Below are 20,915 nucleotides of genomic sequence, written 5' to 3'. Positions count from 1 at the left end.
AAGGGTGGTGGCGAAGCCATGCTGGCTCAGCTTCCGAATGTTCGCTTGCTTGGCACCTGGTCGGTCTTCTGCCTGGATGCCGAGCAGCACTTTGGACAGCACACTTTGGTTGCCACGGGACTGTTCGGCTTCGGGGACGGTGGGATGGTGCCCACGCCCCAGTTCCATCTGGATGACCAGTTCTTCATCCTCGGCTACCGCGGAAAGGGCGGACAGGATGGAGCGTTCAGCCGTGATGCGATCGGCTGCTTCCAGCGGCCAATCGGTCGAGGTCAGTTTCAGACGGCGAACCGTCGTCACCGGCACGCGGCTACCGGAATCGGCAGCCGTCACCAGGCTGCCGGGTACCAGTTGCTCGATCGCTCGTTGTACAGCGAGGGCACTGCGTCGTTGCGTCCCGACCAGGTAGCGAACGCCGCGAACATCGGCCCGTGCCTCGAGTACCAGTTTGGATCGGTGGTGCTGTGCCGACCAGTGCCGCAGCAGCCCGATCGCTGCGGCTTCCGGCAAGGGGCGAGGCCAGTAGACGTAGTGCCACACCATCGAGGTGGGCGTGAGCGGAAGGGACAGTTGATCATTCATCATCGGCGATCTCCTGCGAGGTGGCGACGGCCGTGCTGTTGTTCGTGCCGGCGGGAGTCGATGCTGCGCCGTGCTGTTTGGCGGCGTTGGCATCCGCTTCTGCTCGCCGTTCAGCTTCGGCTTCGGCTAGCGCCAGGGCGATGGCTGCCCGTCCCAGTTTGCGCAGATCAGGCGTCTTCCTGACGCTACGCACGGTGATACGGCGTTCGGGACGGTTCGGACGATTACGCCCTTTTTCCGCTCGCCGTTTATTAAATGCTCCTGTTTTTGACATGGCTCTGCCCCTTCCTTAATTATTGATTAGTATTTGAGGATGAACGCCGCAGTTGCCGCGAGCGCTTTGTCCGCTGACGCGGTACCCCTCTATTCCACTATCTCGGGTTAAGATTAACTGACGATTAAATGAGCGAATTTTGCAACACCGAAGCGAACATGAACGCTCGATGAGTCGTGCAACCGATTACCAGCGTTCTCGCAGTGTGCGAATTACAACAACCGTCACCCAGGCCAGGCCGCCGATGCCGAGCAGGAACAACAGGAACGGAAGGATGGACTGGAGGAGAGAGGCCGCCAGGTACAAGCCACAGACTGCGGCCAGCAGCTTGATCGCTGCGCCTACCAGCCGATCTGCCAGACCAGGCAGTTCGTGGCCACTCATTCCTGCCACGTCCGCGTCCAGGCAACCAGTTGGCTAGACACCGCCATGAGCAGCTCCCAGACACGGGTCGCGGTACGGGGTGCCATTCCCTCGTGCGTCTCGGTCATATCGACAATCTCGCGCAGTGCGACGGTGAGCTTTGCGACGGCGGATTCGGTCAGGTGCTGCGTGACGTACGGATGGTCTCCATCGGGAACGGTACCGGCGAAATCCCAGGGCAAAGAATGCGGTTGGAATTCCTGATTCGGGTCGGGCGGATGGTCTGACACGGGGCCTCCTTGGAATAGATTTGAATGATGGCGTGCGGATTCGATCGATGGTTAGGGGTGGTTCCGCCCCCTGTTTTTGAGCAGGCGGAACCACCACGGGAATTCGGGGATGGGACGAATTGCGATGTTTCAGGGTGACGGGCGGAACGTCACCACTTGGGCAGGAATCTCACAGCACCTTGCCGTTGATGGCTTTGGCCACGACGGCCTTGGGCGTATCTCCAGCTCGGCTTCGGCCGTGGCCCACCACATCTGGGCTTTGTGCCAGGGCTTCCAGCCCCAACGCCTGGACATAGGCGCTGGCGGCGTAACCACGTTCCTTGTGCTCCTGCCGGATGAACCGCACCCGTTCCTGCGCCCGTTCGGTAACCATCAGCCACCAGGAAGCAGCCAGCCTGCGATGCCGACGCAGTTCGCCGAGATACGCCCGCCGCGCGCCCGCCACCGCATCCGCCACCGAATCGGCGTAGGTGTAGCTGTTGATCCACGAGGCTGCCGCGATGCCCAGTGCAAGCAAGCCGAAGGTGATGCCCGAGGCAGTACCTTCGATGCTGGAACGCAGCGAGAAGATCCCGATGCTGACGCACAGCGCGATGCTCGCACCAACGGCCGTCACGGCCGTGATGAAGCTTCGGCCCGACGCCGGGCCAAGCAGCACGGACAGATACGGTCGCAGGTCGTCCGGCACGGAGTCGCTGGTGAACTTCCGCTGGCGAGCCAACTGGAAGTGCTTGTAGTGTGTGCCGACCAACCCGGCCGTGATCGTGGCAACCCCTGCCGAGGCCGCCTGGCACAGCGCCAAGATCGGCTGCTCGCCGTAGGAAATGGCAGCGCCACCGAGGCCGGCGATATCCCCAACCAGCAGGCCCGCGGTTCGCAGGTTGTAGCCGATCGTCGAGCCTTTGCGCACCATCAGCGGCGACAACGTTTCCTGCATGCTCAGGTAGTGGCGAAGTGCCGCATCAACCATCGGCCGGTTGGCGTCGATCAGGTAGGCAGTCTCGACGCTGCCCGGCTCCATCCCGGCAGCCAGCGCAGCCGGTTTGGCCGCCAAGCGTTCACCATCGGCAATGTGAAGGCGAAGCTGGTGCGCCCCGCGGCTATTGAACTCCTCCTCCAGGTAGAACTCATCGACGGTCGGCGGCCGAGGAACAGCGACAGCGCTATCGACGGGGATGAGGCGCGCCCGACGAACCCGCTCGGTCAGGACGCGTTCGCTGCTGGGCTGAAATGGCAACTTCATCGGACTACCGCCCTGCCGCATCGGTCACGACAGCGCAGGAAGCAGCGCGGCTGGCCTGACATGCCTTGGTGTAGAAGGCTTTCAGCGCATCGACGTAGCTGGTGGGCAGCGAACGACCCGGCGTTTTGCCGACATCCGTCAGACGCACCGTGGCGCCGGACAGGTTGGGGGCAACCACTCGATCGGCCAACTGCATCGCCTGCTCGGGGGTGAGGCTCGGATCGCTCAGGGAGGTTCCGACGGTTTGCACCCCGCCGCTACTGATCACCAGATCCAGCACGTAGCGGTCTCCCGACGGATCGAGCTGGCGAATGTATTCGCTGGCGAGCGTGAACTGCGCCAGCACATCGGTTCCGGCGCGAGGCAAGGTGTTGGCCGCCACGGGCAGGTTCTTCGTGACGGCTGCCATAACCTCCTCGACCATGCCTGGCACCCGACGCAGCCGAGCAATTTCGGTTGCACCCTGGGCATGCAGATCACTGTCGTAGAGGGCCGCGGTAGCACCGGCCGTCGCAGCGAAGACATCGATGCGCAGATGGCCGCCACAGACGGCAACCCGCTCGGCCAGACTGCGTACCGGGGCCAGACGGCCCTGATCACCTGCAACGGCGAGCCGTTCGCCGCTGACATCGATAGCTGCACGCCCGGCAATCTGTTTTCCGGGTGGGCAGGCGGCGGCGATCTGCTTTGCCTCATTCAGGCTGTTGATCTGCCCAGAAGGCGAGCAACCGAACAGGCTGGCCGCCAGGGCGGCTGCGCCGAGGCCATAGGTGACGCGACGGATGGGTGGGGGTGAAGTGTTGTGGGACAAGGGGATACCTCCTTCAGAAATGGGACGTAGGTGGGGCAGTGGACGAGTTGAAGTACATCTGTTTTGGGGGACATGTCACATCCGGCCAAGGGGACATCTGGGGGACATAGGATCGACGGGTGGCGGACTGGACTGCCGAGGAGATTGCCCTCGCTGACCTTCTTGAGGATCTGATCAGGGTCGGCATCTGGAACGTAAGGGACTGGTCGCCCTATTCGGCGATATGTCATGCCGTAGGCACAACTGTCGCAGAAGCATCGGACACGATGCGGATCCTTCTCGAACGAAGGGTCAAGCTCGTAGAACCAGTGGTTCCACGCCAGCGGATAAGCATGCTTCTTGGCTTAGAGACCAGCCTCTGGGGGAAACCCTTAACAACTCGACGGCTAGCAATAAAGAGCAAGTACGGTGAGGAACGCAGTTCTGGCGACGAGGCAACGAAGGCAACGATCAAGCGGCGCAATAGAGAGTGCAAACTGCTTTTTGCGCGCATTCTGCTTAGCGAAGAATCTGAACCGATGCCGAAGAATCGTGGAAATCCTCCGTTTTACGCACGCCCTGTCGAACAAGGCAAGTTGTTGCGATGGATCGACGGAAATAGCCAAATAATCGTCTTATCGGGCGATAGCGGGAACGGAAAGTCATCAATTGCAGCTGAAACGCTTGCACTGGTTGACGATTCCATCACTACGGTCAAGGTGAAGATAGACGCTGCATCCCCATTTGGGTTGCTGAAATCGTTGGGTCAATATGTAGACATCGGAACCAATGTCGAACTCCCGCAAGCAAAATCTATGTTCTGCTCGTATGTAAGAGCCTTACCGCCGCGATCGATGCTGCTCATCGACAACGCATCCGACTGGGTATTGATCGAGGAAATGGTGCTGTGGAGCCACCGCACGATCATTACCACGGAAGAGGATATCGTACCGTCTGATCTGGATCACGACGTAATTAGGGTGGAATCGGCACCGGAAGACGTTGCAATACAAATAGTCAATTGGTTTCGCCCAGACGTTGCCGAGCGGTCTGCTGCTCGATTTGTCGAGGCAATTGGCCGAAAGCCCAGAATCATCATAGACTGTCTCGGAATGTTCAACGAGAGTGAGATGGCGCTCGATGACATGAGTGAATGTATCCAAGACGAGGCTGCAAGGATCGTAGAAATCGCAGGCACTGGATCGCGTGCGGTACATAAACTCTATGAAAAGTACTTCGAGCGCATATCCTCACAGCGGCCTCGTGCCGCTCTTCTAATCGCGATGTTAGCCCACCTCGGGCAGCCAATATTGCCAAATTTGGTGGCAGTTTTAACTCTCAACAATTTGTCTAAGACTTACAATGGCGAACCGATCTCCGAAGCAGGCTTATCGGCGGCATTGAAAGTTCTGGAATCTCGTCACCTGATCGAAGTGGAGCACGGCGCGATCCGGGTTCATAGCCTGACCCTTCGACTGTTCCGTCCGGTGACTGAGCAGTATCGGAGTAATGTTCATAAGGCGGCCGTGGAGGGATTCAACGATCACCAATTGCTGCACACACCCCAAAATGGGCCCCAGCCGACGCTCTCGACCTCAGCTCTTAATTGGATGTCCCCGCTCTTCTGGGTCGCCGGGAATCTCAGTCCCGACGAAGTTGATCAATGGCAGCCTGATCGCATACATCTTATGTTATCGAGTCTGCGTTGGGGATTGGTTCAAATTGGTGAATTCTCGAAGTTCATTACCCTTGTAAGGCTTTACATGAGATTGCATGCGGAATTCGTTGCCCTGCGGTTGCATCCACGCGAAGTCTACGAGTGGTACGCCGCACTCTATGAATCTGGCCAAATCACTGGCGAAGTCGCCGCAAAGCATCTAATTAGCTTGTATAACAGTGAGTCAATTATGAACCCTGGCCAGGTTTCGCATGTATTTTACCTTCAAATCTGCATAAACAACAAATTTCGTGAGTTCCTCGGATGGAGTCGCGACACGATCAGAGCGTTCAGCATGAATCTCCCGGAGGAAATTCCGTCTGGAAGTCTGCGTACCTACATGCACTATAGTGGTCGCGCGTTGGAGAAAATGGACCTCGTCCGTCAAGCTGAACGTCAATTCGGACTAATGTTTATCGGATTCAAAATGGAGCCTATCGAAAAGATCTCTATTGCGTATAGGGCGGCCATTTGCGCTGGAAAGGCGGGGTTGGTGAACAGGATTACTAGCTGGCTAGAGGAGGTGCAGAAGATCCATGATGAATTGGCGATTGAGGCTCTCGTGTCGAATGAGACTGCGGTGCTCTTTCAGCTGTCGCATGGCTGGTTGGCCCGTCAGTCCGCCGGGGTCGACTGGAATAGCACCGTTTTTGCCCGACATAGGTTTCTGTGCGCCGGAACACTACAATTTAATGGCGGTATGGTGCGGGAGTCATATGAAACATTCGTCGAGGCTGAGGCCCTCACTCTATGGTTACAGTTCGGCACTACGAGGAAAATTAGCGAGGTAGAGGGTGATGGCGATCGATACCGAATCCTCTCAAATCTGTTTGGCGACATCGATGAGCCTCGCACAGCCAACCGGCTAGGGTTGATACGTGTGATCAGCGCAGGGTTACGCTCGTCCTTCTCTGAACCGATGCTGGAGGACGTTCGGACGATTATGTCCGAAGCGGACAGATTTCAAGATTATCGAACAAGTTGCCAGGCTGTGGTTGTAGCAATCGTCATTTGCAACAGATTGGAAATAGCAGCTGAAGATGCGCTATTCGAGTACGCCCTAGCTGGACAACGTCGAAAGTACGGTTCAGTTACCAACGATGACTTTGCAGACTGGATAGCCGGTTTGATCAGCGACCCAGCGGCTCTTCTGTTGATTTAGCGATACGGTTCGCTCGCTGTGAAGTCGTATACTCATCGTGTCGACGCTGTATCGCTGCGAAATCCTCAATCTGACGAGGAGTTAGTACGTCTACTTCCCACGAGTACTCGTCCAGTAGACACCGTGCGTCGGAGCTAGTTCCTTCGGTTTCCACCATTAGTTCCCACAGCGGTCGGCCAATATCTGGATTGGCGGAATAAAGAGTGCCGATATTATCGGCAGAAATTTCGTTAAGTCGGCGATCATCGGTACATGCCAACTCGAAGAGAACCTCGGCTAAAAGCAGGGGATTATCCTTAGCCATGCCACTCAGGTAGCTATCAGTCCGCCCTTGCCACAGCTCCTTGTCGTCGTGGGCAAGTTGAACAATGTCTGCCACAGTTCGAGTTCCAAGCACCACTGCGGATCTCGAAGGATTCACCTCTGCTGAAATTGATTCTTGGTTAGCCAGACTTTGTTCCATTAGTTAAATCATTTAATAACTATTCAATGCAATTGTCAATAGTTTCGAGCTTGGAAGGATAGGGATCGGATTGGGTATGTCCATCAAAGTCGGCAGAATCCGGTTTCCAGTGTGTCTCTTCACCCCGACCCCCACTCCCACAACCAAACCGCCACCTGCAAATGCACCCGGCAATCGTCAGGCCGATGCTGGCTATGAATCGTCCGTAGTTCCAGCGCACGGGTGAACGTCAGGCCGAGGAGTTGTACCTGGCACATGTGCTCGGCCAGTTGGCCACCGGCATCCACGAACATGTTCTGCGCGTTTGGATCTGGCGTAGACATGGCGGAGCGCCCCTTCAAGTCGGGATGGCGGTGAAGCAGGCCGAGGTGGAACCTCAGTCCCAAAGCCCAGCACACGGCAGCGGTGGTAGTTCGGGATGGAGTTCGTCGTCGATCGTCACGATGAACTCCGGGAAGCCCTGTGCCAGCTCGTCTGCGACGTTTCGGGCCTGCTCGGCGCTGGCTCGGTAGTCCAATCGGAGATCCCCCGACTCGATCCGGATATGCCGGATACGGCGTAGCGGTTGTGCAGATCGCGGAGGCATCGTCGGGGTCACCGCGGGCGATTCTGGGCTCGCACTATCCGCCCTGCCTCCACCAGCACCTGCATGGCAGCATTCTTGCGCTGGCATTCCTTCGCCCGGCATGCCACATGAATCTGCATCACCTCGTGGGCCTGAGCCGGCGTGAACGGCAGCATCGGTGCGGCGTGCGCACCCGCATCGCAGAGGGCAATCAGTTTGTACATGGCGAGGGACGGGTTCGGCATAGCGTCTCCGGTTCAGCAGCTTTGGCAGCGGGGTTTGGATGCACCCGGCACCGGGGCTTTCGCCACCGCCCTGCCACCCACGGGCAGGCCGGTGCGCCGCGTGAGGGGCTCGCAGCGTCGCCCGGTGCCGGGTACCTATCTCAGCCTTGTCGCCAAAGCCGCCCGGCGGTATGCCGCGACTTCGCCCCGATGTATGCGCCGGGCGTATAGCCGGGGTTCGCCCTCCACCCCTGGCACCGCCCCTGTTTGGCCCGAAAACCCCTTTAAGACAGGGGTTTTCGAGGTATGTATGAAACGTATAGCGCCCTTGGTCAAGGGGTGGTACCGTCCACCTGACCAGGGAAAATGGCAACACCCGAGCGAATCCGGGAGTAGCAAGTCATGACGCGGGCACCCAAAACGCAGCGCTACTGCGCCCGCTGTGGGAATCGGCTCAGCAGTTACAACGCCCAGAAATTTTGCCATCCTTGCGATCTCGCTTTTCGCGAACAACTGGCCCATCCGCCGCAAGTGCCCGCCGGATTCTGGCAGACCGACCAAATGCGGGATGCACTGTCTACCTGGCATATTGGCCGGGTCATCTACGCCTATCGGCTGCATCCCCATCATGGCCGCGTTCTGCCGCAGGAACTGATCGCTTCGTGGCTTGGCCTGACCCAGGCCCAACTGAGCCGGATCGAGAAGGGCCCTGCCCCCGAACAGCTTTCGCGTCTTACCCAGTGGGCGCAGGCACTACGGATTCCGGCCGAGTTGCTGTGGTTCAAGTTGCCCGTCGCAGACGACGAAACAACCGTGCCTGACCACCACGACGGCGATGCTGATGTTCGCCTCGCCCGGTGGCTTCTCGCCGGTGGCCACGGGACACCACCAGCTTCCAGTCACGTTGGCGATCTTGAACAGATTGCTGTGGCACTGGACGATGCCTATCGCTACTTCGATGGTTCGGTCGTAGAGTTCTTCCGCCAGCAGCTCGCTCATTGCAAGGCCGACGACGGCCAACGTGGCCCGGCTGGAGCCTTACCCCTGATGTTGGCGCTGCTTGGCGCGATCACCCGACACAGCAGGGACGTGCAGCCCGATATTCGCCGGTCATTGCTGGCGGTTGGTGCCGATGGTGCCGAATTCGCGGGCTGGTTGTACCGAGATCTCTACGATCCCGTCACGGCCACCTTCCTGTATGACCGAGCGATGGAATGGGCGCAAGCCGCGGGCAGCCTTCCGTTGCAGGGCTACGTCCTGCTCAAGAAATCCCAGATGGCCTACGAGTCCAAGGATGCCGCAGCCGTGTTGGGCCTGGCGCAAGCTGCGAAACAGGGGCCGTGGCAGCTGCCTGCCCGTGTTCGGGCCGAGGTGATGCAACAAGAAGCCTTGGGACTGGCCATGATCGGCGAATCGGCGACGGCGGTCGAGCAGCACCTCGGCGAAGCCTCCGATCTCTTGACCCAAGCCCACCCCGACGACGACCAACTGTTTGGCACCTACTTCAACGAAGGAACCCTGCAACTGCGTTCGGCAACCTGCTTCACCGAGGCCGGTAAACCGCAGCGGGCAGTGGAGATGTTCAGCACGGTGCTGGCGGGCAATGGGTTATCGCGGCGCGACAGCGGCTTCTTCAGTGCCCGACAAGCTAACGCCCTTGCCCTTAGCGGTGAACCGGACGAAGCTGCCGCCCTGGCCACCAGCGCCGTGATGGTGGCCCGCGAGACACGGTCGGAGCGAACGATGAACCTCATCGTCGAAGTGGTGCGGGTGCTTGAGCCGTGGCGCAACCGCGCCAGTGTTCGTGCCCTACACGAGGTGCTAACCCCTGCTCGTTAATCCGGTGGTGAGCCACTGGGCCACCGTCTCAATGACGAACGCCTGATACTGCTGGCTCTTCGGGTTCAAGTACTGCGGATCGTCATGAACGGCGAAGCCGTGTTGCGAACCATCGACCTCGACCAGCTCGACCGGGGCGGTGAACTGCGCGAGGGCCTGGCGGGAACCGTCGATCGGCACCAGGGTGTCGGCGTTGCCGTGGACGATCAGGGTCGGGGTTTGGATCTCGCCGAGGACTTCGTTGGGCTTCAGCCAAAACACCTCGTTGAGCAGCGGGCGGCCATGTTTGAGCGTCGGGGTGAATTGGATGGCACCCGTTTGGTTCAGCTCCTGGGCGGCCTCGTCGCTGATGACCTCGTTCGCCCAGTATGGGCGGCTGTCGATGGTGCGCTTCTTGTAGTCGAACTGGGGATTGAGCAGCACCAGCTTCGCCAGCTCGTCGGGCCGTTTGGCGGCGTAGTAGGCCGTGATCCCGCCGCCGAAACTGGCCCCGAGCAGACTCAACGCCGTGGCACCGGTGGATTCCCGTAGGGCAGCCAAGGCGACCCGGATGTCGTTGAGGATCGTCGACAGCGTCAGTTCTTCTTGCCGCCCCTCGCTTTCCCCGTGACCACGCAGATCGATCCGCAGCGAGGCAATCCCGGCTGAAGCGAGTCCATCCGCCAGTCGAGTGAAGAAGCCGCCCTCTTCGCGGGTAACGCCGCCGCCGTGTACCAGCAGTACGGCGTGGGCCGGTGGTTGGTCAGGGGTAACGATAGTGCCTGCCAGGTGCAGACCGTCGAGGGTACGAATGCTGGTGATGGTGCTCGTGGAAACCACAGGACCAGTCAACCAAAGATCCATCCACGGTTCTACGTGGCGTCGTCGGGGATGGGCAGCCCGCTCACCAAGGTGCCCGCGTCAACCTTCAAGCCACCGGCGATCTTGAGGATGTTATGCAGCGTCAGGTTGCGCCGTCCTCGTTCAACTTGTCCGAGGTACGTCCAATGCAAACCGCAGGCTTCGGCGGCCTTCTCTTGGCTGAGGCCAAGTTCGTTGCGCCGGGCGACGACACGCTCACCGAAGATCCTGGTGGCGTCGGACGATGGGTGACTGGTAGGTGTCGGCATGGTGATCCAAGCCCATACGTCCCATGACATCAGATCCAGAGATGATGTATCACATGACCTTGTATCCCATGACTATGAGTCTTAGACTTTGCCAGTCCGGCTGAGGTTGGTCGGATGAAATCGCCTCGTGCCCAGTCGATTCGGGCCAAGGAGGCGCGGATTCGCATGGGCGAGGAGGTGATGAAACATGTCCGGAGGCAGCGGCTTCGTGAGTGGCGGCAGCGGGAAGTAATCCCCGGCCACGGTAGAACCAGGCAGCGGTGCGCCCCAAGCGGGTGCGCCGCTGTTTTGGTTCGCCTGTACCAAATATTAGCAACTTGGTACAATGGGTGCAGCAAAGCCATATGAACGATGTATTCAACCGACTCCTCAGAACCAAGAAGATCCTCGCCGGATTGGTGTTCGCATTCGTCGGCATCGCCTTCATGACGGCTGGATCGGCCATCCCCGCAGTGCGAGAGTTGGGATGGCTGAACGTATTGCCGTGGAGCGAGGTAGGCGGCATTTTGTTCGGCGCTGGCCTGTTCAGCCTCTGGCTCGATTCCTACTTCGAGCGGGAACGCGGCGAAGCCGACGAGGCGCGGTTGCGTCGCCTGCTGATCGAGCAGGCCCCGGCCATGAAAGAGGCCGTGATCAAGGGCTTTGCCTTCGAGAACGAAGACCTTCGGCGGGTCGCCACCCCCGAGCTGCTGGACAACATCATCGGCAGCAGCCTGGCAATGCGGCTCGGCGACGACGAGTTTGCCCGCGAGCTCTATGCCGACATTCGTGATCAGGCGGTGAGGTCTGTCGAGCGGTGGGACGACGCCACGATCTCTATCCGCCTAAGCATGCTTAGGCGGAACCCCGAAGGGGTTCCGCACCCCTCGCTACCTGATGGCGGGCTGGGCATCACCGTGACACAGGAGTACACGACGGTGCCGGCGAGCAATGTTCGTCGTTTCGTCTCCGTCTCGGACATCGAGGACTACCGAGCACTGTCGCACGATCCGGCGACCACCTTCGTGTGGTACTACAACCCGACCAGCGGCATCGATGCCAGCGCCAAGGATGCCTTCGAGCTGGTGCAGTTCACCGTCGACGGCGAGGAACGCCCGATCCGCCGAAGCAGCCGGAAGGATTCCCAGACCTACAGCGTGAACCTCGGCGTGGACGGAGATCCGAAGCGTCCGCGGACGATCGCCTTCACCTACCGCTTGCAGCAGGCACCGCAAAGTCGCTGGATGCAGTTCTACGTCGACCAGCCGACGCGGGGTGTCGACATCGAGCTGGACTACAGCGACACCGACATCGCCCACGTGAACATGATCGACTTCATCGCCAGTTCCCAGAAGAGCATCCGAAGCAAAACACCAGATAGCGTGCCGGACAGGAAGATTGGCCTTCGCTTCGATGGTTGGGTGATGCCGCACGGTGGGGTGGCTTTTGTTTGGGTGCCGGAGCGGGATATCCGCCAAATTGAATAGATCTTGTTCTAATATCGCGGCGGGAATATAATAGTCTCATATGACAGAAGAAGGATTTGCGAAACAGTTCGAGAAACTTTATGCCTACATGGACAGGCGGTTCGATTCGCTCGAAAAGGAATCTAAACAAGATATCGGTTCCCTTCGTGACGAAGTTCGGACTGGCTTCGACCAAATAGCTGCCCGACTCGATGATGATGAGGTCGAACGAGCCGCCATCACCACCCAACTCGATAGGCACGAACGATGGCACCATGAAGTCGCTGACCATCTTGGGTTGAAGCTGCAACATGATGCCTGATGGCAACGCTCCATACCTAACGCCAATCGCGGTCTGATGTCTCTATACTAGGCTGCCGTCATGAGCGATCAACGAGACGGTAGCCGCGATACTGACTGGCTGCCAACGGAACTCGACCCAGTAGCGTTCCGCCTCGCCCGAGCCGACCACGCCATCGAGCAGATTGCGGTGCTCTGCGCAGCCTGGTCGCAGCATGGGGTTACTCCAGCACAAATCGAACGAAGCGAAGGCACCGTCGACGTAGAGATCGAGGCGATCCGCCCCATCCCGCCCGCGATCGCAATGCTCTTCAGCGAGGCCATTAACCATATGAGATCCGCAATTGAGAACACGCTTTTCTACGTGGTTGAAAGTGCTCACGAAGGTCAGCTGACCGAGAAGCAGGCCAGGTGCATACAGATGCCGATCAAGGACGATCAGGCGGCGATGGACAAATGGCACCGAGAGAACGGTAAGATTGTTTCCGAGTTCGCAGCAGGGGCGGCAATTGGCAAGCGAGTCGCCAGCTTGCAGCCGTTCAATGATCCAGCTCGAATTCCTTCGATAGGAGAAGATCTTGCTGAACTCATGGGGGTAACGCCGGACTTTGAGAATCCACTCAAGCTGATGCAAGAATACTCAAATACCGACAAACACCGAGGTATTCGATTGTGCCTTGCGAAGATGATAGTGGATCGCGAGGATCAACCGTTTATCGGGCAGGATCATACGATGCGGCCTGTATGCGTCGGAGATCGCGTGATGCAGATCCCGGTAGGCGTGCCAATCATTGCTTCGTTTACTGCAATTATCGGCGTTGAGCGGCCGAGCGGCGCTGCGTTTGTTTCACCGGCAGCTGAGTTGAACCGCCTTCTGCGGCATGTGTGCGACGTGGTAATTCCCATGCTAGTCAAGGGCATCGTGTTGACAAGATCGCTCCCGCCGCATATCGACCTCGGTGACACAGGGCAATCCAGTCGGAAGCGGCTGCAATCCGGCGGCTGGGAATATGCTCATGCTCGCGAAGGCGCGCGGATGATGGAGAAGTTTGTCGAGACTGTGAGCGCTCCGCCGAAATTTGTGAAGATGCAAACCGAAGATGCGAGATAGCCGTTCGCGCGCAGATGTAGCCGAAAATTACATTTCACACTTGACGAAATTCAATGAACGATCAACAATAGAACTATATGGCGGAGATATTAGGGAACAAATTCGAACTACTTGCAAACTACCTCGAACCGAAGTTTGGAAACCTTTACGAGTTTAACGTCGCCAACGACGGTGATATCGGCTATGACCCTCAGGAATGGACTGACGAGCTTCGCGAAGCGGTTCGGCACTACCTTTTGCATGAAGTGCCCAAAGATGTGGGCACCTACCTGTTCGGCGATGGTAGTGAGCTAGCGGCAGACGCAAGCAAAGAGGCCCATATCGATCGCATGCTTGAGGCTGAACCGTGGGAAGTTGCACAGGAGGTGCGTGTGGCCGCCGTCGCCGCGACACCATCGCTTCGCGATGTGATCGAACCAACCGAGGACTGGCCGCTTGAAGACGTTCGGCTCGATGCGGCCACCTGGCTTGAAACGCACCGCGAGAAGGTGGACTGGGCTGAACTTGTCGAGCACTCACGGTATCACCATTCTGGTGTGACACCCACGCCGTTGGAATTGGTGGGACGAGTGGCGCCGTGCGACCTATTGGCCGCCTGTGACTACGTCGTTGGTTCCGTCGACTTTGATCTGACCGATGCCGAATGGGCGCAGATGGTTCCGTACCTACCAACAGGTCGATGGGGATCGCAACAGAGCGAAGTCTTGAAACGGAAGCGCGTGATTTTTAATGCCATTCGCTTCAAGATGGCCTATATCCTCACGTGGAATGAGTTACCTTCCCGGTACCGCGTCTGCAAGTCTGTCTACCAAGTCTTTCGCCACTACCTGAGGGCGGGTCTGTTTGATCGCCTACTCCGCGGCCTCCGCGGAGACGCCGAGATGCACCGGGTGACTGAGTGGTTGGAGCAAATCGCGACCCGCTATGGCGATGCGAAGGCGACCACGCAGGGGGTACCCGCCTGATGGCCTGGCTTCACCTGCATCCGAGGTCGTGGTACGTCGTGAAGGTTGAACGCCTCTCTGCCAAACCGTCTATGGCCGCGATATTCAGGGCGACGCTGCGGTGCCGCCAGTGCGGACGGGAACGAAGCCGGGTCTACCTGTGGTTCTTCCTGATCCTCAGACTCACCCGGATGGGTATTCACCACCGCGCCTACCAGGACAAGGCATTGGCTTTGTCGCGGCAGATCGCCGCGGATGTGGGGCGGGGCTTGGACGAAGATGCCGCCTAGATACGGATCGGCGACGGCAAACAATGGGAGGCTGAGCGGTAAAAGAATCCGACTGGTTGGATTTGTCTGCCTCGAAGTCAGTAACCAGCCTCCCGGTTCAGACACCGGAGTGTCGCGGCAGGCGTTGTGCGAACAACCGGTAAGCTGTTGCAGCCTTATCTACGGGGATTGATGCTGCTTGAGTGCGTCAACCTCGCGACTGATGTTGTCGGATGACGGTTGACGTTCTATTGTCAAAGGAAATATATCAATGAGCACCAAGAGGGTTAGTCCGGCAGTACTACCTCCTTTGAAGGAGGCACTACTCCATTCTTTCTGGTACAAGAGAGAACTTCGGGGATTTCTAGCTTCGTGCGTTTCGGATCGTGAAATAGTCTCTCGACTTGACTGGACAGACTACAAGCGCAATATCATTGCTCAACTGATCGACAGCCTTGCTGCAAGTCAGCACAAGTATCATGACGATCTACTGAGCATCCTCTTGGCGACGGCTGATATATCCGACCCGGCGCACTTGAAGGCCGTCGAAGACGGTCAGGCGAAGTACGATACTGCTGTGGCCGCTGTGGCGACTCTGCGAAGGCAAGTCGAGCCGTATATTCAACTTCGCGATCAGCGCGAGCAAGCAGACAAGCGAAAAGAAGAGGAGCGGGCTCGCAACGAAATGAAACGTGCCGTTTCCGAGAAGCTGGATAGCCTCAGAATAGATTTTAAAGACATCGTTAGCCAACCCGCTCAGCAAAGGGGTTACTCGCTGGAGAAATTTGTCAATGAGCTGTTCGCGCTGTTTGATATGGATGCGAAGGGTTCATTTAGAATAACAGGCGAACAGATCGATGGAGCGTTTACCCACGAAGGAACTGAGTATCTGTTTGAGGCTAAATGGCAGGAGGCCAAGACACCACTCAAGGACCTTGACGGCTTCGCGGCGAAAATCGGCCGGAAGCTCGATAACACGCTCGGCCTGTTCCTTTCAATGAACGGATTCGAACCGACGGCGATCAGTACTCACTCTCAGAACCGGCCGATTATGATCCTGATGACTGGGGCTGATTTGAGCGCAATTATCGAGAATCGTATCTCCCTCCCGCAGTTGCTCACCAGGAAGCGGCAGCATGCGAGTCGAACGGGCGATGTGTTGATTGGGGCATATCAACTACTGCTCGACTGAAGGTGCGGGCGGTGAGCGTCGCTCACCGAATCCCCGCTAGTGCAACATCCTTGGGTGCGGAACGTGAATCAATAGCTATCCCAGTCATCGAATGCTTCAGCGTAGTACTCATCGATCTCGCGCTTCATGGATATTGTTTCACCAGCAGCGGTATCGGTCGCATCGAGGTACTGCGCAACCCCCAACATGGCCTCATGAAAAGCCAGGAGATTAATCCGATCTAGATCGGGGAGCGTATCACTGCCATCGCGGCGAGACGCATATCGAAATTCCTGTCCATCTGGATCTAATTTTGACAGCTGACCGATCACCCGACTCACATTGTCCAAGTCGACCTTCTCGTCGGGAAACTCTTTGGCGATGATCTTCTGGGTTTCTGCCCACAGTTGGTCGATCTTGTGATGATGTGCAGCCTTTGCTGGTAAGTCGCACATCACCCGGAGCTGTACCAGAATGGATTTCAGCTGTAGCTCGATGTGATGCCGCCAGCATGTCGCGTAGGGGAAGACTACGGTATCAAGGTCACGGACTGATTGATCGGTGAGCATCGCGTGGTGCAGGATCTCAGCAGCTCGCCGAAACCCCTGGATGCGGCCGTAGAGGCCCATGCGTCGCTGCCAGCCGATATCCGACAGGTGCGAGTGGTGGGTTGGCGGGGCGCTGAGGTCATGGTGTTCAGCAGGCCAAACGTGCTTGATGTCGTCAAACCTCATGAACTCGTGACCTTTCCGCTATTTGTACTGGTCAGCTTCTGTCGCTCGACGCGATCGTTGTACGTCTCGAAGAGGAATACCGCCAGGGTCGAAGCCGCGCCAACAGCCAAACGCGCATGCCGTGGGCCGAGTCCACTGGTGCCAGTTGCCTTGCCATGACCAGTGCCGTACGAGTTGCGCAGCTCGGCGACCCCTGCCGCCATGTTTCCCAGACTTCCGAGGACGCGCTTGATCGAGTCAGCCGCGGCAGCGGTCGACGCAACTGCGTCGGGGGCAAGCTGTAGCTCTTTCGTCGTCTCTCGAAGAAGCCGGGGCACATCCCAGTTCTTGTCCACCTCGATGCCGATACCTTCGAGGACGGTCTTGCAGGCGGTTTCGATCAGCTCCTTGGCCGTACCGATCGCCAGCTCAGGGTCGCTGTCGATCGCGGACTCCATGCGGGTGATCTGCTGTGCGACGTAGGTGACATCGCCGGCCAAGACGTGTTTCGTGATCTGCCTGACCGGCCCCGGAACGGTCAACGAACTTCTGGCAGCGAACACCGGCCGTCCGGAGATCTGGGCAGCTTCGGCCAACTCCCAACCGTCCATCCGTAGGTGCCGGTTGTACATCCCGGCCAGCTTGAAGGCTTCGTCTCGGTTGGGTCGGACCACGGGATGCACGGTCATCGCGAGGAACTGGAGGAACTTCTCGTCGTTCGTGTCGAGCTCCAAGCGGTCATCAGTGAAGACCCACTCGTCGTCCCAGTCCTCATTGTTCTCTCGGTGCTGCCGGATGTCGTCACGGGCTGTTTTGAAACGGGTGTCGTACGAGGGCATGTCATCGAGGGGGTACAGGCGTGCAAGGAAGGTCGGCTCGTCGAGCCGCCCGGCCCACCAGATCTCGCCGTGGCGCAGCTCCTCAAGGATGGCTCCACGGGTGATCTCGGTGATGATCTGCATGGCGAGATCGTACGGGGTGGCACTGACACAACACGAGCCGTTTTCGGTTGTCCCAGTACGTTATCCGCGCGATGTTCGTAGGTTCAGCGACAAGGGACTGAACGCGAGGCCGCGCCTCGTTCGCCATGCCGCCGCAAGTCGGATGCGCCAGGGTGTCTATGGCACATTCCTGTCAAGCCATATTTTCTGCTGGCGCGAACTCTTTTTGCCTGATAGGTATTTGAACGGATTCTTGAATATGAGCCACCACCTGTATTGTTCTGGCCCCGATGGGTCATCGCTACTTTCCGGCTCGGTACCGTCCAGCTCAAGTGTCCATTTACATCCTGCGGAATCTCGGAAAGAAATCCAATATCTTTCGGTAGATTTCTTGGTGCCTCGAAATTCGACTTCCCTGGTCTCACCCGGCCCTACGTGGGCGCTGTCGTAGTCCCAAATGTACAAGGTGCCACCTGATGTCGCGTCCCACTCCTCTTTTAGTGCCGCAATTTCCTCGTCCGACAATTGTCGACCTCGGCTACGGCATTCGTCAGCGACAACACTGCGCAGCGACCATTTTCGTCCCTGGTTCGGGTGAAGGTCGTAAATGGACCTATCGGAAAGATTGTGCACTTTTGCGTGGTAGGAATTATCGGTCCAATGGAGACTTGTGAAGCGAACGTGGCGGGCTTGAGACTTTTGTTTGTTTTCCTTTCGATTTTGGAGGTACGCCAGTCCAGAGATCGAGACTCCTCCAACTGTAAGAATTACGATGACCCATGCTGCCACCGTTCCGAAAATGTTGACAGGAAGGGGGAAGGGCCATATCGCACTCGACATGCAAGAAGTATCGCACTAAGCTACCGGGGGCAGATCGCTAACACACCGTCAGCATTGCGATATCGGCGACGAGCGCAGCATTCATCTCGTAGAGGACCGCATAGTCACTCCACGCGTCCGCAACGCCTTCCACACGCTGCCCTTGGACTTGCCGGTTACGCGGGCAACAGCGTTCAGTGACTGCCCGTCGCCGTAAAGCCGTGCTGCCCAGTCGATCTCGTCTGTCGTCATCGGCTGGTATCGCATCTCAACCCCGTGCTCAGCCAGGATCTTCAGCAGCCCGCCCTTGGACAGGTGGTGGGTCTCGCACAGCTTGCCGGTCGAGGTGCCTGCTCGGTAGGCAGCAACCAGTTCGGCGATCGTCTCAGCCGAGAGCCGCCGATCCAGCCGACGTGGCTGAACAGAACTACTTGCCTTCGCCGGTTGCCGCGGTGGCGTGGCATCCACCAGCCTGATCACCCGGCGAAGCTGCTCGGCCTGCCGGTGTTTTGAGTAGCGTCCCAGTAGGTCGACAGAAAGAAATCCCCTCCGACCTCGGTCGGAGGGGATTTCTCGTTATCGGACCAATCGCAGTTGGGGACCATCTGGGGACCGATGGGGTGCTCTGAGGTGGTTGGACAACAGTTGACCGTCGCTTTGCAGGCCCTGAATGTCCGGGTGCAGGTACCGCTGGGTGATTCGCGGATCGGTGTGCCCCGCGATCTGCTGAAGCCGATGCAGCGGGACACCGGCGTCAGCGAACCACGTGAGCCCCGTGTGCCGAAGGTCGTGTCGGCGAAGGTGCTCATACCCCAGCTTCGACACCACTTCATCCCAATGCGTCGCCCGGTGCAGTACGCCCGTCTGGATTCGACCACCACGAGGCCCTGAGAACAGACGAGCGTCGGGCTTGCCCTTTCGGGCTCGAATCTTGGCCAGCACCATCGGCCGGATGTCCTCGATGATCGGAATTCGTCGGGACCGCTTCCCCTTGGTGCCCTTGTCGATGAGGCCGCCGGGCCCCGGCGATGTCTGTCGGCGCAGGGTCCAGATCCACTGCTCGGTGTCGATATCGCCGACGCGGCACCCCGAGACTTCGCCGATCCGAACCGCAGTACAAGCCGCAAACATCACGACGTCGCCCCATCCTTGAAAGCCGTCCGCCGACCTCGTAACAAGCGCTTGGGACAGGCTGACCAGTGACGACCAGTCCGGTAGGGCAAGCGATCTCGGATCGTCGAGCTCGTCCTCGAACTGCTCGTATTGGCGCTGCCAGCCGGAAACCTCGACGCGGTTTCGGTCGATTACCTCGTCGCGAACTGCCTGATCCAGCACGCGAGCCAACGCGGCGAGACTGTTCTTCACCGAGGACTTTCCGATTCCTGCGGCGATCCAGCTCATCACCGCGCGGTCGACCATGCCCGCGGTCACCATCGTCACGGGAAGGTGTCCAAGGGCTGGCACGACACGCTTTCGCCAACCCGCCCCCTATGGATCCAGAGTCTTCGGTTCCAGACCACGCATCGCCGCATCCCGATTGGCTGTTCCGTAGTCCTCGAGAGTGGACGTCGCGGTCTTGGGATCGACGTTTCGCGCCGCGGCTGCTTTGATCCGCTCGACCCAGTTCTCCGCCTCGTCGCGGGTGTCGAACGATTCGGATTTGGACGGCCTCGACTTCGTCGCGGGGTCTGTCCACCGAACACGCGCCCGGAAAGGCTTCGCGCGGTCGCGCTCCTCGATGTCGGAACGGATTTCGACCCCAAGGGGGATCACGTGAATCCTGTCGGTACTCATCACGCCGCAGCCGGATCGATTCGGTTCCGACGAACGTAGGCGAGCACGTCAGCGCCGAGGTAGCGCGTCACCCTGCTGGTCAGGTGGACGAAGGGTGGTCCCTGAGGCGGCGACGCGGTCCGCCATCGGCGCAGACTGGATGCGTCGACCTTCAGAACGGCCGCGACTTCCTCGGTTGTGTACCAATCGTTTTCGTTCAGTGACGCCACGGCATCGGGGCGAGTCGCTTGCACGACGTCGATGGTGCGGTCGTCGAGATCCTTGCCGCCGTCGAACACGCGCTTCCCGAACATGTCCCGAACGCCCGGCACATTCGTGTCCCCAATCCAAAGCAGATAAGACAGTCCTGCTCAACCCTCCCGCTTGCCTCCATCGAGATACGTAGGCTGTACCCGACATCTGGAATCTTTGAGGACGGTGAGGGTGGGCAGGACGTTTCCCCACGGGGATCGGATTGTGCGAGGCAAATGCCACTGGGAGCACACCCCGGACAGCAAGCGCGCCCTAGCGGAACTTTACGCTCGCGACCACACTGCACCTCGGCTGGCGACGCAGCCCTGAACCGTCCCGGTCGACCCGCCGTTTCCTCGACGCCGCCGGTGAGTTGTTCACCGCGGGCACACCGGCCCCCTGAACACCACGTCCATGGCCACACATCACTAGCCAACCCACCCAAGCGACTTGGATCGCTGCGATTTATTGCGAAAATCCAGCTACTAGTCATTAGCCTTGGGCTAATCTCACGACCACCACATGCCGCCGTCGAGCGGCTCGCAAGGAGGCCGAG

At 58.8% G+C, this 20,915-nt stretch carries 21 protein-coding genes and 1 pseudogene; 7 read left to right on the top strand and 15 right to left on the bottom strand.

The genetic code is table 11. The annotated features are described in order from the left end of the window. The 6 genes and pseudogenes from NC7_RS28180 to NC7_RS29445 all read right to left on the bottom strand — a co-directional run. Nucleotides 1–585, bottom strand: a pseudogene (locus tag NC7_RS28180) (type IV secretory system conjugative DNA transfer family protein); the annotation flags it as partial. Next, on the bottom strand, nucleotides 575–856 hold the full coding sequence (locus NC7_RS29450) for a hypothetical protein (RefSeq protein WP_157102213.1): 282 nt from the start codon (nucleotides 854–856) through the stop codon (nucleotides 575–577). The gene NC7_RS29450 and the pseudogene NC7_RS28180, both read right to left, overlap by 11 nt. A 186-nt stretch (nucleotides 857–1,042) precedes the next feature. Beyond that, a complete protein-coding gene (locus tag NC7_RS28175) occupies nucleotides 1,043–1,240 on the bottom strand; it encodes a hypothetical protein (RefSeq protein ID WP_067988958.1) in 198 nt (65 codons plus the stop codon). Beyond that, nucleotides 1,237–1,509, bottom strand: coding sequence for a hypothetical protein (locus NC7_RS28170; RefSeq protein WP_157102212.1), 273 nt, complete (start codon nucleotides 1,507–1,509; stop codon nucleotides 1,237–1,239). The genes NC7_RS28175 and NC7_RS28170 overlap by 4 nt, the downstream gene beginning before the upstream one ends. Nucleotides 1,510–1,678: 169 nt before the next feature. Then, complete coding sequence (locus NC7_RS28165; protein ID WP_067988954.1) at nucleotides 1,679–2,752, bottom strand: hypothetical protein; 1,074 nt, start codon at nucleotides 2,750–2,752, stop codon at nucleotides 1,679–1,681. A 4-nt stretch (nucleotides 2,753–2,756) separates the two neighbouring features. Beyond that, on the bottom strand, nucleotides 2,757–3,563 hold the full coding sequence (locus NC7_RS29445) for a hypothetical protein (protein ID WP_157102211.1): 807 nt from the start codon (nucleotides 3,561–3,563) through the stop codon (nucleotides 2,757–2,759). A gap of 119 nt (nucleotides 3,564–3,682) precedes the next feature. Here NC7_RS29445 and NC7_RS29440 point away from each other — a divergent pair, with 119 nt between their 5' ends. Continuing rightward, nucleotides 3,683–6,421 carry a P-loop NTPase family protein gene (locus tag NC7_RS29440; RefSeq protein WP_157102210.1) on the top strand — a complete coding sequence of 913 codons (2,739 nt, stop codon included), beginning with the start codon at nucleotides 3,683–3,685 and terminating at the stop codon, nucleotides 6,419–6,421. Here NC7_RS29440 and NC7_RS29435 read toward each other — a convergent pair. Both NC7_RS29435 and NC7_RS28140 read right to left on the bottom strand, forming a co-directional pair. Beyond that, the gene (locus NC7_RS29435; RefSeq protein ID WP_157102209.1) at nucleotides 6,390–6,884 is read right to left on the bottom strand and encodes a hypothetical protein; all 495 of its coding nucleotides are present in this window, start codon (nucleotides 6,882–6,884) and stop codon (nucleotides 6,390–6,392) included. The genes NC7_RS29440 and NC7_RS29435 overlap by 32 nt on opposite strands. A gap of 594 nt (nucleotides 6,885–7,478) precedes the next feature. Next, the gene (locus NC7_RS28140; protein WP_157102208.1) at nucleotides 7,479–7,694 is read right to left on the bottom strand and encodes a hypothetical protein; all 216 of its coding nucleotides are present in this window, start codon (nucleotides 7,692–7,694) and stop codon (nucleotides 7,479–7,481) included. A gap of 381 nt (nucleotides 7,695–8,075) precedes the next feature. On the opposite strand from NC7_RS28140, the gene NC7_RS28790 reads away from it, so the two are divergent. Next, the gene (locus NC7_RS28790) at nucleotides 8,076–9,512 is read left to right on the top strand and encodes a helix-turn-helix domain-containing protein (protein ID WP_201449944.1); all 1,437 of its coding nucleotides are present in this window, start codon (nucleotides 8,076–8,078) and stop codon (nucleotides 9,510–9,512) included. Here NC7_RS28790 and NC7_RS28125 read toward each other — a convergent pair. Together NC7_RS28125 and NC7_RS28120 are read right to left on the bottom strand one after the other, a co-directional pair. Beyond that, nucleotides 9,495–10,331: an alpha/beta hydrolase gene (locus NC7_RS28125; protein WP_067988939.1), complete on the bottom strand. Its 837-nt coding sequence runs from the start codon at nucleotides 10,329–10,331 to the stop codon at nucleotides 9,495–9,497. The genes NC7_RS28790 and NC7_RS28125 overlap by 18 nt on opposite strands. Before the next feature lie 32 nt (nucleotides 10,332–10,363). Then, nucleotides 10,364–10,621, bottom strand: a complete 258-nt coding sequence (locus tag NC7_RS28120) for a helix-turn-helix domain-containing protein (protein ID WP_067988937.1) — start codon at nucleotides 10,619–10,621, stop codon at nucleotides 10,364–10,366. A 344-nt stretch (nucleotides 10,622–10,965) separates the two neighbouring features. Between NC7_RS28120 and NC7_RS28115 the strand changes: the two genes are divergently transcribed. The 5 genes from NC7_RS28115 to NC7_RS28095 all read left to right on the top strand — a co-directional run bounded on the left by NC7_RS28115 (nucleotide 10,966) and on the right by NC7_RS28095 (nucleotide 15,882). Further along, nucleotides 10,966–12,087, top strand: a complete 1,122-nt coding sequence (locus NC7_RS28115) for a hypothetical protein (RefSeq protein ID WP_067988962.1) — start codon at nucleotides 10,966–10,968, stop codon at nucleotides 12,085–12,087. Nucleotides 12,088–12,127: 40 nt separating this feature from the next. Next, nucleotides 12,128–12,388: a hypothetical protein gene (locus tag NC7_RS29430; protein ID WP_157102207.1), complete on the top strand. Its 261-nt coding sequence runs from the start codon at nucleotides 12,128–12,130 to the stop codon at nucleotides 12,386–12,388. A gap of 60 nt (nucleotides 12,389–12,448) precedes the next feature. Beyond that, on the top strand, nucleotides 12,449–13,477 hold the full coding sequence (locus NC7_RS28110; RefSeq protein WP_067988935.1) for a hypothetical protein: 1,029 nt from the start codon (nucleotides 12,449–12,451) through the stop codon (nucleotides 13,475–13,477). Between the two features lie 77 nt (nucleotides 13,478–13,554). After that, the gene (locus NC7_RS28105) at nucleotides 13,555–14,442 is read left to right on the top strand and encodes a transposase (protein WP_067988933.1); all 888 of its coding nucleotides are present in this window, start codon (nucleotides 13,555–13,557) and stop codon (nucleotides 14,440–14,442) included. A gap of 519 nt (nucleotides 14,443–14,961) precedes the next feature. Continuing rightward, nucleotides 14,962–15,882: a hypothetical protein gene (locus tag NC7_RS28095; RefSeq protein WP_084458851.1), complete on the top strand. Its 921-nt coding sequence runs from the start codon at nucleotides 14,962–14,964 to the stop codon at nucleotides 15,880–15,882. 68 nt (nucleotides 15,883–15,950) lie between these two features. Here the strand turns inward: NC7_RS28095 and NC7_RS28090 are convergent, their stop codons facing one another. The 5 genes from NC7_RS28090 to NC7_RS28070 all read right to left on the bottom strand — a co-directional run bounded on the left by NC7_RS28090 (nucleotide 15,951) and on the right by NC7_RS28070 (nucleotide 20,421). Next, nucleotides 15,951–16,595 (bottom strand): hypothetical protein, encoded by a 645-nt coding sequence (locus tag NC7_RS28090; protein ID WP_067988927.1) that lies wholly within the window; start codon nucleotides 16,593–16,595, stop codon nucleotides 15,951–15,953. Then, nucleotides 16,592–17,536 (bottom strand): abortive infection family protein, encoded by a 945-nt coding sequence (locus tag NC7_RS28085; RefSeq protein ID WP_067988925.1) that lies wholly within the window; start codon nucleotides 17,534–17,536, stop codon nucleotides 16,592–16,594. Before NC7_RS28085 ends, NC7_RS28090 begins: the two co-directional genes overlap by 4 nt. A 900-nt stretch (nucleotides 17,537–18,436) precedes the next feature. Beyond that, a complete protein-coding gene (locus NC7_RS28080) occupies nucleotides 18,437–18,814 on the bottom strand; it encodes a hypothetical protein (RefSeq protein WP_067988923.1) in 378 nt (125 codons plus the stop codon). A 96-nt stretch (nucleotides 18,815–18,910) separates the two neighbouring features. After that, nucleotides 18,911–19,768: a tyrosine-type recombinase/integrase gene (locus NC7_RS28075; RefSeq protein WP_236573785.1), complete on the bottom strand. Its 858-nt coding sequence runs from the start codon at nucleotides 19,766–19,768 to the stop codon at nucleotides 18,911–18,913. Between the two features lie 359 nt (nucleotides 19,769–20,127). Next, nucleotides 20,128–20,421, bottom strand: coding sequence for a helix-turn-helix transcriptional regulator (locus NC7_RS28070; protein WP_157102206.1), 294 nt, complete (start codon nucleotides 20,419–20,421; stop codon nucleotides 20,128–20,130). Nucleotides 20,422–20,915 lie beyond the last annotated feature (494 nt).

It is taken from the genome of Nocardia caishijiensis NBRC 108228, from assembly GCF_001612825.1.
GTDB classification, from domain to species: domain Bacteria; phylum Actinomycetota; class Actinomycetes; order Mycobacteriales; family Mycobacteriaceae; genus Nocardia; species Nocardia caishijiensis.
Note: the sequence above shows the minus strand (reverse complement) of the source record. Positions and strands in the feature narration are given on the sequence as shown.

Bases quoted from the DNA above. Each gene is read 5' to 3' on its own strand.
- NC7_RS29450 (WP_157102213.1), bottom strand. From the start codon at position 856: ATGTCAAAAACAGGAGCATTTAATAAACGGCGAGCGGAAAAAGGGCGT.
- NC7_RS28175 (WP_067988958.1), bottom strand. From the start codon at position 1,240: ATGAGTGGCCACGAACTGCCTGGTCTGGCAGATCGGCTGGTAGGCGCA.
- NC7_RS28165 (WP_067988954.1), bottom strand. From the start codon at position 2,752: ATGAAGTTGCCATTTCAGCCCAGCAGCGAACGCGTCCTGACCGAGCGG.
- NC7_RS29435 (WP_157102209.1), bottom strand. From the start codon at position 6,884: ATGGAACAAAGTCTGGCTAACCAAGAATCAATTTCAGCAGAGGTGAAT.
- NC7_RS28140 (WP_157102208.1), bottom strand. From the start codon at position 7,694: ATGCCGAACCCGTCCCTCGCCATGTACAAACTGATTGCCCTCTGCGAT.
- NC7_RS28790 (WP_201449944.1), top strand. From the start codon at position 8,076: ATGACGCGGGCACCCAAAACGCAGCGCTACTGCGCCCGCTGTGGGAAT.
- NC7_RS28120 (WP_067988937.1), bottom strand. From the start codon at position 10,621: ATGCCGACACCTACCAGTCACCCATCGTCCGACGCCACCAGGATCTTC.
- NC7_RS28115 (WP_067988962.1), top strand. From the start codon at position 10,966: ATGAACGATGTATTCAACCGACTCCTCAGAACCAAGAAGATCCTCGCC.
- NC7_RS29430 (WP_157102207.1), top strand. From the start codon at position 12,128: ATGACAGAAGAAGGATTTGCGAAACAGTTCGAGAAACTTTATGCCTAC.
- NC7_RS28110 (WP_067988935.1), top strand. From the start codon at position 12,449: ATGAGCGATCAACGAGACGGTAGCCGCGATACTGACTGGCTGCCAACG.
- NC7_RS28105 (WP_067988933.1), top strand. From the start codon at position 13,555: ATGGCGGAGATATTAGGGAACAAATTCGAACTACTTGCAAACTACCTC.
- NC7_RS28095 (WP_084458851.1), top strand. From the start codon at position 14,962: ATGAGCACCAAGAGGGTTAGTCCGGCAGTACTACCTCCTTTGAAGGAG.
- NC7_RS28090 (WP_067988927.1), bottom strand. From the start codon at position 16,595: ATGAGGTTTGACGACATCAAGCACGTTTGGCCTGCTGAACACCATGAC.
- NC7_RS28085 (WP_067988925.1), bottom strand. From the start codon at position 17,536: ATGCAGATCATCACCGAGATCACCCGTGGAGCCATCCTTGAGGAGCTG.
- NC7_RS28075 (WP_236573785.1), bottom strand. From the start codon at position 19,768: ATGGTGACCGCGGGCATGGTCGACCGCGCGGTGATGAGCTGGATCGCC.
- NC7_RS28070 (WP_157102206.1), bottom strand. From the start codon at position 20,421: ATGTTCGGGAAGCGCGTGTTCGACGGCGGCAAGGATCTCGACGACCGC.